The 12,428-nt window shown below is 65.8% G+C and carries 9 protein-coding genes; 7 read left to right on the forward strand and 2 right to left on the reverse strand.

Going from position 1 to position 12,428, the window contains the following annotated elements; genetic code table 11:
* Positions 1 to 4: 4 nt before the first annotated feature.
* The 3 genes from ABT392_RS06750 to ABT392_RS06760 are packed head-to-tail and all read left to right on the forward strand — an operon-like array spanning position 5 to position 3,061.
* Positions 5 to 700, forward strand: coding sequence for a response regulator transcription factor (locus tag ABT392_RS06750; RefSeq protein ID WP_334276993.1), 696 nt, complete (start codon positions 5 to 7; stop codon positions 698 to 700).
* Between the two features lie 53 nt (positions 701 to 753).
* The gene (locus ABT392_RS06755; RefSeq protein ID WP_464970938.1) at positions 754 to 1,794 is read left to right on the forward strand and encodes a sensor histidine kinase; all 1,041 of its coding nucleotides are present in this window, start codon (positions 754 to 756) and stop codon (positions 1,792 to 1,794) included.
* Positions 1,795 to 1,840: 46 nt separating this feature from the next.
* The gene (locus ABT392_RS06760; RefSeq protein ID WP_395386228.1) at positions 1,841 to 3,061 is read left to right on the forward strand and encodes a phospholipase D-like domain-containing protein; all 1,221 of its coding nucleotides are present in this window, start codon (positions 1,841 to 1,843) and stop codon (positions 3,059 to 3,061) included.
* Between the two features lie 15 nt (positions 3,062 to 3,076).
* On the opposite strand, the gene ABT392_RS06765 is transcribed toward ABT392_RS06760, so the two are convergent.
* A complete protein-coding gene (locus ABT392_RS06765; protein ID WP_395386227.1) occupies positions 3,077 to 4,054 on the reverse strand; it encodes a GMP reductase in 978 nt (325 codons plus the stop codon).
* Positions 4,055 to 4,293: 239 nt separating this feature from the next.
* Here ABT392_RS06765 and ABT392_RS06770 point away from each other — a divergent pair, with 239 nt between their 5' ends.
* Positions 4,294 to 5,433 carry a beta-ketoacyl-ACP synthase III gene (locus ABT392_RS06770; RefSeq protein WP_395386226.1) on the forward strand — a complete coding sequence of 380 codons (1,140 nt, stop codon included), beginning with the start codon at positions 4,294 to 4,296 and terminating at the stop codon, positions 5,431 to 5,433.
* Here ABT392_RS06770 and ABT392_RS06775 read toward each other — a convergent pair.
* Positions 5,430 to 7,763: a penicillin-binding protein 1A gene (locus tag ABT392_RS06775; RefSeq protein ID WP_464970939.1), complete on the reverse strand. Its 2,334-nt coding sequence runs from the start codon at positions 7,761 to 7,763 to the stop codon at positions 5,430 to 5,432. The two genes, ABT392_RS06770 and ABT392_RS06775, sit on opposite strands and share 4 nt — an antisense overlap.
* A gap of 189 nt (positions 7,764 to 7,952) precedes the next feature.
* On the opposite strand from ABT392_RS06775, the gene ABT392_RS06780 reads away from it, so the two are divergent.
* The 3 genes from ABT392_RS06780 (at position 7,953) to ABT392_RS06790 (ending at position 12,426) form a co-directional block, all read left to right on the forward strand.
* Positions 7,953 to 9,959, forward strand: a complete 2,007-nt coding sequence (locus ABT392_RS06780; protein WP_334276987.1) for a S9 family peptidase — start codon at positions 7,953 to 7,955, stop codon at positions 9,957 to 9,959.
* A gap of 59 nt (positions 9,960 to 10,018) precedes the next feature.
* Positions 10,019 to 11,461, forward strand: coding sequence for an exodeoxyribonuclease I (gene sbcB, locus ABT392_RS06785; RefSeq protein WP_334276986.1), 1,443 nt, complete (start codon positions 10,019 to 10,021; stop codon positions 11,459 to 11,461).
* A gap of 122 nt (positions 11,462 to 11,583) precedes the next feature.
* Positions 11,584 to 12,426: a DNA ligase gene (locus ABT392_RS06790; RefSeq protein WP_334276985.1), complete on the forward strand. Its 843-nt coding sequence runs from the start codon at positions 11,584 to 11,586 to the stop codon at positions 12,424 to 12,426.
* Positions 12,427 to 12,428 lie beyond the last annotated feature (2 nt).

Raw genomic sequence — 12,428 nt, forward strand, 5'->3', positions numbered from 1 at the left:
AGCGATGCACCGCCTGCTCCTGATCGACGACGACGAGGCGCTGTCCGCCCCACTGGCCCAGTACCTGAAGCGCTTCGACTTCGAGCTCGAAGCGGTCACGCGGCCCAGCGCGGCGCTGCAGCGTCTCAAGGCCCAGCGCTTCGATGCGCTCATTCTCGACGGCATGCTGCCCGAGATGGACGGCTTCGAGTTCTGCAAGCGGCTGCGCGCTGGTTCCGAACCCTGGCGCGACATGCCCGTCCTGATGCTCACCGCCCGTGGCGACCTGACCGACCGCGTGGTCGGCCTGGAGCTGGGTGCCGACGACTACCTGGCCAAGCCCTTCGAACCACGCGAACTGGCGGCACGGTTGCAGACCATACTTCGGCGCACCCGTCTGGCGTCTTCATCGGCCAGCGCCCAGCTGCTCTTCGAGGGCCTGGAGATCGACACGGCGCGGCGCGAGGTGCGATGTGGTGCCAGCTTGCTGGAGCTGACCAGCACCGAGTACGAGCTCTTGCTGCTCTTGGCCCGCGAGCCCGGCCGCGTGTTCTCGCGCGACGAGATCCTCAACCGGCTGCGCGGGCAGGAGGCCGATCTCTACACACGTGCCGTGGACATACTGGTGAGCCGCCTGCGCCGCAAGCTGGAGCCCCTGGAAGCCTTGAAGACGCTGCGCAATGCCGGCTATTGCTTTGCCTTGCCGGGGCGTGGGCAATGAGGGTCGAGCCGGCTGCCTGCCGCCGCGAGGTGAAGCACCGGACCAAGCACCGGATGAAGCTCCGGCTCAAGCGACGCATTCAATTGAGCCGCAAGCGCCCATTGATGTGGCGGCTGCGTGCGCGTCAGCGTTGGCATGACCGCTGGCACCGGCACCATGCGCATTTCAAGCATTCCATTGGCGCACGACTGATTGCCGTCTTCATCGTGCTGGCCGCGCTGGGGGGGCTGATCCTCTGGGGCGTTCAGGAGGGCCGCTATGGCATGGTCGTGGCCGGCTTCCTGCTGTTCCTGGTGATTGGCTTGGCCTTCGGTGCGATCCGCCGCATGCTGAGGCCCTTGCGGGCGCTGGCGGCGGGGGTCGAGGCCTTTGGCCGTGGCGACCTGGAGCACCGCATCCGCTACTTTCATCGTGATGAACTCGGTGATCTGGCGCATCGTTTCAACCAGATGGCGTCAGACATCCAGGCCATGCTGGACGGGAAGCGGGCCTTGCTGCTGGCGATGAGCCACGAGCTGCGCAGCCCCCTGACCCGGGCGCGCCTGCATGCGGAACTGATCGACGAGAGTGAATCCAAAGAGGCGCTCTTGCATGAGCTGGGCGAGATGCGCGATTTGATCTCGGCCTTGCTGGAAAGTGAGCGACTGGGCAGCGGCCACAGTGCCTTGCAGCTTCGTAAATGCGATCTCGCTGCCTTGGTGCGAGAAAGCGTGGACGCTGAGGTGGCGCTGCAGATCGAGCCGGGGCTGCCGCTGCTGGCGGTGGACGCCATGCGTGTCCAGCTGCTGCTGCGCAACCTGGTCGCCAACGCGCTGAGACACAACGATGCGGCGCGCGGGCCGGTCAGTGTGGCCCTGAGCCGCGCAGGGCAGGGCGTGCGGCTCGTGGTGCGTGACCACGGCCCCGGCGTGCCGCCCGAGGCCCTGGGCCAGTTGGGCGAACCCTTCTTTCGACCCGACGCGGCACGCAGCCGCAACGAGGGCGGTGTCGGCCTGGGCCTGAGCCTGTGCAAGCTGGTGGCGGCAGCCCACGGCACACGGCTGGAGCTGCGCAACGCACATCCTGGCCTCGAGGTGGCGGTGAGCTTGGCCTGAGCGCTACATTGCAGCCTTGAACTTGTTTGTTGAAGGCTGTTGCTCCATGCGTCCGACCCTGCGCTTTCTTGCTCTCGTCCTTGCCGTCCTTGGCGCAAGCCAATCCCGCGCCGATTTCGGCATTCCCGGTTTCGAGCTGGTCCACACCGTGCCGGTCGAAACCGCGCTGGCCACGCCCGATCTGCGCGAACCGGTGCAGGTCTGGCGCGAGATGTTCGACGCTGCGAAGAAGGAAATCGTCGTTGCCCAGTTCTACGTCGCGGGCGAGCCCGGCGAAGTGCTGGAGGGTGTGATCGATCGCCTGGAAGCGGCCGCGGCCCGAGGCGTGAAGATCCGCTTCCTGATGGAAGACAAAGGCCAGCGCCTGTCGGTGCCGGCCACGCTGGAGCGGCTGAAGAAGATCCCGGGCATCGACTTTCGCCTGCTCGACTACAACAAGCTCAGCGGCAACGGCATCATTCACGCCAAGTACTTCATCGTGGACGGCAAGCAGGCCTTCGTCGGCAGCCAGAACTTCGACTGGCGCGCCTTGAAGCACATCCATGAGACCGGTCTGCGCATCAGCGAACCCGTGATGGTCGCCAAGATCCAGGCCATCTTCGAACAGGACTGGCAGGCGCAGGCCCTGTTGGCCGCCGGCAAGACTGTGCCGGTGCTGCCTCAGCCGGCCGAAGCCTTCGACATCACGCAGAAGGCCTTTCTGCTTTCCAGCCCGCGAGCCTGGAATCCGCCGGGCGTTGGCGATTCGGAAGAGGTATTGCCGCGTCTGCTCGCCGAGGCCAAGAGCGAGGTGCGGGTGCAGGTGATGGACTATGCGCCGCTGAGCTACGCGCCGGGCCGCAGGCCGTTCTATGCGGTGATCGACAACGCGGTGCGCTCGGCCGTGGCTCGGGGCGTCAAGGTCAAGCTCATGGTGTCGAACTGGAACACCGAGGAGCCGCCCATCGACCACCTGAAGAGCCTGGCCATGCTGCCCGGCATCGAGATCCGCATCGTCACGCTGCCGCAGGCCTCCACGGGCTTCATTCCGTTTGCGCGCGTGATCCACACCAAGACCATGGTGATCGACGGCGAGCTGGCCTGGGTGGGCACCAGCAACTGGAGCGGCGGCTACTTCGACAAGTCGCGCAACCTCGAGATCGTGCTGCGCGACAAGGCCATGGCCGCTCGCGTGGCAGCGCTCCATGAGCAGACCTGGACGTCCTCGTATGCGGCGCCCATCGACGTGATGAAGCACTATCCGAAGCCGGCCAAGGCAGCGCCTTGACCCGCTTCGCGGCGATCACATGAAGAGGTGTTCGCCTGCGTTCTCTCCACCCAAGATCACGTAGTTCACCTTCTTCAGATCGCTCAGTGAACGCCCGCCCGCATAAGAGATCGAGCTCTGCAGGTCTTCCTGCATCTCGCGCACGGTGTCGGTGAACTTGCCCTTGACCGGCTCGAGGATGCGCTTGCCCTCGACGTGCTTGTACTCGCCCTTGTTGAAGTCGGACGCGGAGCCGTAGTACTCCTTGTAGCGCTTGCCGTCGACCTCGACCGTCTGGCCGGGAGACTCCTCATGGCCAGCGAACAGCGAGCCGATCATCACCATCGAGGCGCCGAAGCGCACGCTCTTGGCAATGTCGCCATGGTGGCGGATGCCACCGTCGGCAATGATGGGCTTGGTGGCCACGCGGGCACACCACTTCAGGGCCGAGAGCTGCCAGCCGCCAGTGCCAAAGCCCGTCTTCAAGCGTGTGATGCAGACCTTGCCCGGGCCGATGCCAACCTTGGTGGCATCGGCGCCCCAGTTTTCGAGGTCGATCACGCCTTCGGGCGTGCCCACATTGCCGGCGATCACGAAGGTGTCGGGCAGCTTGTGCTTGATGTGGGCAATCATGCGCTGCACGCTGTCAGCATGGCCGTGGGCGATGTCGATCGTGATGTAGTCGGCGCCCACGCCTTCGGCCGCCAGGCGGTCGATCACCTCGTAGTCGGCCGGCTTGACGCCCGAGCTGAGCGACACGATCAGGCCCTTGTCGCGCATCGAAGCCGCATAGGCCACGTTATCGAGGTCGAAGCGGTGCATCACGTAGAAGTAGCCGTTGGCGGCCAGCCATTCGGTGATGTGCTCATCGACCACCGTCTTCATGTTCGCCGGCACCACCGGCAGCTTGAAGCGATGCTGGCCGAGCTCCACCGAGGTGTCGCATTCGGCGCGGCTGTCCACCCGACATTTGCGCGGCAGCAGGAGGATGTTGTCGTAATCGAAGATTTCCATGAGATTTCCAAGTTCGCATTCGGGCTGCGTTGTGCAGTGCAGGCCCGGGGCTGCGAGCGCTTGACCAGGAAACCGGTTGCCTTGCCGAGGCCCTGCGGCGGGGCAGGGTGGCCATAAGAAAACCGGGTCCTAAATTTGGGCCCGGTGCCCGATTCTACGCATCTGCGCCCCGCTTTCGGGCATACACGCACCAATCGGTAAAATCACGCCCAGAATCGGCAGCTTCCTAGAAGGAAAACATGAGCAACAACGCAGTCGTCATCAGCGGCACCGGCATCTATGTGCCGCCGCACACCATCACCAACGAGGAGTTGGTGGCTGCCTTCAACGCCTATGTGGACCTGCAGAACGCCGAGAACGCGGCTGCCATTGCCGCCGGCACCCATCCTGCGCTGACGCACTCCAGCGTCGAGTTCATCGAGAAGGCCTCGGGCATCAAGCAGCGCTATGTGATCGAAAAGGGCGGCGTGCTCGACCCGACCCGCATGTACCCGCGTTTCCAGGAACGTCCGGACGACGAGATCTCGCTGATGGCCGAGATCGCCGTCGTGGCGGCCAAGGACGCGATGGCCCAGGCCGGCAAGACCGGCGCCGACATCGATGCCGTGCTTTGCTCCAGCGCCAATATGCAGCGCGCCTATCCGGCGATGGCCATCGAAATCCAGCAGGCCATTGGCGCGGGTGGCTATGGCTTCGACATGAACGTCGCCTGCTCCTCGGCCACCTTTGCCATCGAGCAGGCTGTCAATGCCGTGAAGAGCGGTTCGGCCAAGTGTGTGCTGGTGGTCAACCCCGAAATCACCTCCGCCCACCTCGAGTGGAAGGACCGCGACTGCCACTTCATCTTCGGTGACGTGTGCACCGCCGTGATCGTCGAGCGAGCCGATTCGGCCACCTCGAAGGACCAGTGGGAAGTGCTGGGTACCAAGCTGGTCACGCAGTTCTCGAACAATATCCGCAACAACTTCGGTTTCATGAACCGGATGGAAGACAGCGACCCGAACGGCCGCGACAAGACCTTCCGCCAGGAAGGCCGCAAGGTGTTCAAGGAAGTGGTGCCCATGGCCGCCGCCCACATCGAGGCGCATCTGGCCGCGCTGGGCAAGGAGCCCACAGCTGTGCGCCGCTACTGGCTGCACCAGGCGAACCTGGGCATGAACCAGCTGGTGATCAAGAAGCTGGTGGGCGCTGAATCGACAGTTCAGGCAGGCTCTGACGTGGCGCCGCTGATCCTCGACGAATTCGCCAACACCGCCTCGGCGGGCTCGATCATCGCTTTCCACCGCCATCGCGCCGACATGCAGCCGGGCGACGTGGGCGTGATCTGCTCCTTCGGCGCTGGCTACTCGATCGGCAGCGTGATCGCGAAAAAGCTCTAGCCGGGCCCGGATGCCGCCGCAGCTGGCGGCGGGGCGGTTTCCGACGGGAAGCCCAGGCGCTGCAGCCCGGCTTCGCCTGCATACTCCTCGAACACCCAGCCACTGCCCTGGCGCAGCAGGCCCTCGTCGGGTGGCTTGATTTCGGCCACCGGCATGCCACGCAAGGCCACCGCCATGAAGTCGATCCAGGCAGGCAGGGCGAGGCCGCCGCCTGATTCCCGGTCGCCCATGGGCTTGGGGTTGTCATGGCCGATCCAGACGGCGGCCACCAGGCTGGGCTGGAAACCGACGAACCAGGCATCCACCGCATCATTCGTCGTGCCGGTCTTGCCATAGAGATCGGGGCGATGCAGCGCAGCTTGGGCCCGGGCCGCGGTGCCGCTGCGCGTCACTTCCTGGAGCAGGTCGGCGATGACGAAGGCGTTGCGCTCGGAGATGGCGCGCTGCTCTTCAGTCGGCGCCGTGGGGGCAGCTTCGAACAAGACCTGCCCCTTGGCATCGGTGATGCGCTCGATGATCACCGGCGCCACGCGGAAGCCGCCATTGGCCAGCACCGAATAGGCCTGCGCCATCTGCATCGGCGTGACCGAGCCCGAGCCCAGGCCTAGCGTCAGGTTGTCGGGCTGCTTGTCCACGTCCAGCCCGAATCGGCCGGCCCAGTCGCGCACCGGGCTCGCGCCCAGCATCTGCATCACACGCACGGTGACCATGTTCTTCGAGCGGGCCAGCGCCTGGCGCACGGACAGAGGGCCGTCGTACTGGCTCTCGTAGTTCTTGGGCTCCCAGTCGCCGATGACGATGGGCTCGTCGTTGACGACCGTCTCCTGCGTCAGCCCGGCCTCCAGCGCCGCGGAGTAGACCAGCGGCTTGAAGCTGGAGCCCGGCTGGCGCCAGGCCTGGGTGGCGTGATTGAACTTGTTGCGCGAGAAATCGAAGCCGCCCACCAGCGCATGGACCTTGCCTGTGCCCGGCTCCAGCGCCACGAAAGCGCCTTCCGCCTCGGGCGACTGCACCACCAGCCAGGCGCCTTGCGGCTCGGCCCGGGTCGGCGCACCGCGCATCACGCGGATGATGGAGCCGCGGCTGACGCGCAGGCTGGCCCTGGCCTTTTCAGACATCGCATGCTGCACGAGGCGCAGGCCCTCGCCAGTGATCGTGATGTCGTCGCCACTTTGCAGGCTGGCCCTGAGTCTGCCAGGCGCCACTGCCGTGACCACGGCGGCACGGAGGTCATCGTTGTCGGGATGCTCGGAGAGCGCATGGCTGACGGCGGTGTCTTCCTCGCCGGCGTCATCCGGCAGCTCGACCTGGCCTTCCGGGCCGCGATAGCCCTTGCGGCGCTCGTAGTCCATCAAGGTCTTGCGCAGCGCCTTGTAGGCGGCTTGCTGCTGCTCGCCCACCAGGCTGGTGTAGACGTTGATGCCGCGGGTGTAGCTCTCCTCGCCGTACTGGGCAAACACGACCTGGCGCGCCATCTCGGCCGCGTACTCGGCGTGCAGGCGCTGGTCTTGCGGCGTGCGGATGTGCAGCTTCTCCTTCTTGGCTGCTTCATGATCATCCGGGCTGATCATGCCGGTATCGGCCATGCGCTCCAGCACCACCAGCTGGCGGCGCTTGGCGCGCTGCAGATTGCTGATCGGGTTGGCGTAGTAGGGGTTCTGCGGCAGGCCCACCAGCATCGCGGTCTCGGCAATCGAGAGTTCAGCCAGCGGCTTGCCGAAATAGGCCTCGGACGCGGCCGCAAAGCCGTAGGCGCGCTGGCCGAGGTAGATGTGGTTCATGTAGATCTCGAGGATCTGGTCCTTGCTGAGCTGGCTCTCGATCTTCAGCGCCAGCAGGATCTCCACGAACTTGCGCCAGTAGGGCTGGCGCTTGGTCAGGTACATGTCGCGCGCCAGCTGCTGCGTGATGGTCGAGCCACCGCCCTTCTTCTTCTCGGCGAAGGGGTTGGCCAGATTGGCCACGACAGCCCGCGCGATGCCGCTGAAGGAGATGCCGTCGTGGTGATAGAACTCGGTGTCTTCCACCGCCAGCAGCGCTTCCTTGGTGCGCTTGGGGATCTGGTCCAGCGGCGTGTAGCGGCGCCGCTCGGCACCGAACTCGGCCATCAGCTGGCCATCGCTGGTGTAGACCCGCAGCGGCTGCTTGGGGTGGTAGTCGGTCAGCTTGTCCAGCGAGGGCAGGGTGGGGTAGACCAGCACCGCCGTGATGGTGAGCAAGAGCATGAGGCCACCGATCAGGCCTGCAACGATCAAGGCCACGCGCCTGGGCGAGAAGCCGCGCGAGCTGAGGTAGTCGGGCCAGGGGAACTTGCGCGAGTCTGCGTTCATCGGTTGCGGGTCAGGCCTGTGGGCGAGTGCGCATTATGGCCAGAGGGCCCAAGCGATCTCTGCAGTCATGGAAGTCGTGCATCGGCAAGCCGCCCGGCCGGTGCCGGAGGTCATGGATAACCCGGCGCTGTGCCGGCCCTTGGCGCAGTGAGAATGCCGCTCGTCAAAAACAAGATTCAGGGTGGAGTGATGGAACGCAGAGATTGCTTGCGTGCCGGCATCGGGCTGGCCGCGTCGGGCATATTGCCCTTGCTGAGCGCCCAGGCCCAGGCCGCGAAGTCCGCCCACGTGCCAATGGAGGCCTTTGCGCGCCGGCCACTGCTGGAGCAGCTCAGCCTGTCGCCCGACGGCAAGCTGCTGGCCGCCATTGTCAACAGCGGCAAGGACAGCCTGATCGTGGTTCGTCCGACCGCCGGCGGTGCCTTCAAGACCCTGGCCAGAACAGACAACCTGGAGTTGATGTTCAACTGGATCAAGTGGGTCAATAACGAGCGACTGGTCTTCAGCACCCGCCATCCTTCGGGCCGAAGGGAAAAGGACAACCTGATCGGCAACGTCGAAGCCACGGAGACCCGCCTGCATGCCATCAACGCCGATGGCAGCAACCTGCTCAACCTGATCAAGAACTGGGGGGCTTCCGGCAAGAACCTCGAATGGGCCTACGAGCAGGACAACGTGATCGACTGGATGCGCGGCGATGGCAAGCACATCCTGATCACGCTGCCGGCCAGTGAACTGAATGGCTGGCCCGCGGTGTTCAAGGTCAATGTCGACACGGCGGAACGCACCGGCTACAGCAATTCCAACTCGCGTGAGCGCATTTACGGCTGGATGACCGATGACAGCCATCGCGTGCGCCTGGGCTTGGCGCGCACGACGCATGGCGCGCGCGAGCGCGTGATTCATGTCTGCGACCCCGATGGGAGCAATTGGCGCGTGCTCAGCCAGATGCGCTGGCTCTCGCCCGACGTGTGGTGGCCCTTGGGTTTCGGACTGGACCCCAACCTGCTCTATGTGTGGGCCCGGCATGAGGGCCTGGCGGCCGTGTTCACGCTGGACCTGCGCCAGCCGGATGCCAAGTTGCAACTGAAACTGGCCCATCCGCGCTATGACCTCAATGGCAGCCTGATCTACGACCTGAAGGGAGAGGCTGTCGGCGTGCGGCAGCAGGCGCTGGGTGATTCCTCCTCCTTCTACTGGGATGAACGCTACAAGGAGCTCCAGCTGGCGCTGGACGAGGCGCTGCCTGACCGCTTCAATCAGTTGTACAGCGCCTCGCGCGACGGCCGGACTTTCGTCGTCCGCTCTGACGAGCCGGGTCGTCCGCCGTGCTTCTACATCGGCTACATCGGCGAGCAGGCACGCATGGAGTTGCTGGCCGACTGCTACCCGGAGCTGCTGGATCAGCCGCTGGCCAGCAAGCGCCCCTTCGACATGAAGGCACGAGACGGGATGGAGCTGCACGGCTTCCTGACCTTTCCGCCTGGCACAGATGAGAAGAGTGGCAAGCTGCCGCTGGTGGTCTACCCGCATGGTGGCCCGCATGCCGCCGACGGGCCGGAGTTCAGCCCCCGGGCAGCCTTCATGGCCGATCGCGGCTGCCTGGTGATGCAGCTCAATTTCCGCGGTTCCACGGGCTATGGCCGCAAGTACCTGGAAGCCGGCTATCGGCAATGGGGGCGCGCCATGCAGGAGGACCTGGAGGACGGCGTTGCCGAACTGGTCAAGCGCGGCCTGGCTGATCCGGCGCGGGTGGTCATCGTCGGTGGCAGTTACGGCGGCTATGCGGCCCTGATGGGCTTGATCAAGACGCCTGATCTCTATCGTGGCGGCTTCGCCATCGCGCCGGTTACCGACTTGCTCGAGATGGCCGAGGACGATGGCCAATGGGGCTGGCGTGAGGAGACGCGCGCCTGGGTCGGCGACTTCCGCGACGACAAGGACCTGCTCAGGGCCAACTCACCCTGCCTGCATGCGGCACGCATCAAGGTGCCGGTGGTGCTGGTGCATGGCACGCACGACCGGGTCGTCCACTACCGGCACTCCGAGAAGATGGCCGAAGCGCTGAAGGCGGCAGGGAAGCCGCACCAGCTGATCCGGCAGCAACATGGCGATCACTACCTGAGCCACCAGGGCTATCGCCTCGAGCTGCACGCGGCGCTTGAGAAATTCCTGAGGCAGACCCTGGGTGTCTGAGCCGGCCCGTCCTCACGCCTGAGGACTGGCCTGGCTCGCATGCTGCTATCGTGCCGCCCATGCAAGAAATCAGCTTCTACTGGCACGACTACGAAACCTTTGGCCGGGTGCCGCGCCGCGACCGGCCGGCGCAGTTTGCCGGCATCCGCACCGACGAGGAGTTGAACGAGATCGGCGAGCCGCTGATGCTCTATTGCCAGCCGCCCACCGACAACCTGCCCGACCCCGAGTCCTGCCTCCTGACCGGCATCCTGCCGCAGCTCTGCGCCGAGCAGGGCTTGCCCGAGCATGAGTTCGCGGCGGCCATCGAAGACCAGCTGGCCAGGCCTGGCACCGTGGGCCTGGGCTACAACACCATCCGCTTCGACGACGAGGTCACGCGCTTCCTGTTCTGGCGCAACCTGCGCGACCCCTACGCACGCGAGTGGCAGAACGGCTGTGGCCGCTGGGACCTGCTGGACGTGGTGCGTTGCGCCTACGCCTTGCGGCCCGAAGGCATGGCGTGGCCCAAGCATGAGGATGGCCGCCCCTCGTTCAAGCTGGAGCACCTCACTGTGGCGAACGGCCTGGCGCATGAGGCGGCGCACGATGCGCTGTCCGACGTGCGGGCCACCATTGCGCTGGCGCGCCTCATCAGGTCGGCGCAGCCCAAGCTCTGGGATTTCTGCGTGAAGCTGCGCAAGAAGGAAGCCGTCTGGGCAGAGATCGGCGTGGGCAAGCCCTTTCTGCACATCTCCGGCATGTACGGGCCCGAGCGTGGCTGCATCGCGCTGGTCTGGCCGCTGGCGCCGCACCCGACCAACAAGAACGAGCTGATCGTCTGGGACTGCAGCGAAGACCCGAGCGAGCTCCTGACGCTGAACGCCACCGCCATCCGCGAGCGCATGTTCGTCAAGCAGGCCGATCTGCCCGAGGGCGTGACGCGGCTGCCGATCAAGAGCATCCATGTCAACAAGTCGCCCATCGTCATCGGCAACCTGAAGACACTCTCGCCAGCCATGGCCGAGCGCTGGGGCTTTGACCAGGCACGTGGCCTGGCCCATGCGCAGCTGCTGGCAGAGAAGGGCCGCGTGCTGGATGGCTTGTGGGGCGAAGTCTTCAAGCGCCCGGATGGTGCGGCGCCGATCGATGTCGATGAAGACCTCTATGGCGGCTTCGTCTCGCCAGACGATCGGCGTGCCCTGCAGCGCTTGCTGGGCATGAGCCCGGAGCAAGTGGCTGACCGGGCCTCGCAAGGCAAGCTCTCGTTCCAGGATGATCGGCTGGAGGAACTGGTGTTCCGCTGGCGAGCTCGCAACTTCCCGGCCACCTTGAGCAGCAGCGAGCAGCAGCGCTGGACCGAGCATTGCGCGGCCCGCCTGCATGGCGGCGAGGGCGGGGCAACCACGCTGTCGGCCTTCTTCGAGCAGGTCGACGCCCTGAGCGAAAACGCGGACGAGCGTGGCCAGGCCATCCTCGGCGCGCTCTACGACTGGGCCGAGCAGATCGCTCCACCAGGCTGACCTCTGGCTGGCTGCGGATCGCCGGACGCCAAGCCCTCTCCATCAAGTTCGGGACGCGGCTGCGAGGCCAGATGATCAGAATCTCGCCACGCCCCGATCCAGAGGGCGAGGAGGAGACAGACATGACAAAGCTTTCCCGGCGTGTGCTGCTGTGCGCGCTCGCCCAGGCATGGCTGGCGGGCGATTCCTCGGCGGCGCAGGCGCCAGCGCTGCTGCTCGCTCAGAACGCGCCGGCCAGGCTGGACCCGCAGGGCTATCTGGTCAGCGAAAAGCTCGACGGCGTGCGCGCCTTCTGGACTGGCCGCCGCCTGCTGTTTCGCAGCGGCATCGAGATTGCGGCGCCAGACTGGTTCACCGCGCGCTTGCCCTCACGGCCGCTGGACGGTGAGTTGTGGATGGCGCGTGGGCGTTTCGAGGCCCTCTCAGCTGCCGTGCGCCGCAATGTGCCGCTGGATGCCGAATGGCGCTCGGTGCGCTACATGCTGTTCGAGCTGCCGGACGCGCCGGGGGGCTTCGAGCAGCGCGTGGCGGCGCTGACGAGCATTTCCGAAACTGTGGCGTGGGCGGGGCTGCAAGCCGTGGAGCAGGCGCGCATCGAAACACCTGCGGCCCTGCACAAGCGGCTGCGAGAGGTCGTGGCAGCAGGCGGCGAGGGCTTGATGCTGCATCGGGCTGACGCGGCCTACGCAAGCGGCCGCAGCGAGCTTCTGCTCAAGCTCAAGCCGATTGACGACAGCGAAGCCACCGTCATCGCCCACGAGCCCGGCCAGGGCCGGCTGAGCGGCATGCTCGGGGCACTGCGGGTGCGCAGCCCCGAGGGTCGGGAGTTCAGCATTGGCAGCGGGCTCAGCGAAGGGGACCGCCGAGCGCCGCCGCCGGTTGGCAGCCTGGTGCGCTACCGATTTCGCGGCCTGACCAACAGCGGGCTGCCGCGCTTCGCGACCTTTGTTCGCGTGGAAAGCTAGAG

The sequence above is a fragment of the Paucibacter sp. JuS9 genome (assembly GCF_044043925.2).
Classification (GTDB): Bacteria; Pseudomonadota; Gammaproteobacteria; order Burkholderiales; family Burkholderiaceae_C; genus JAUASW01.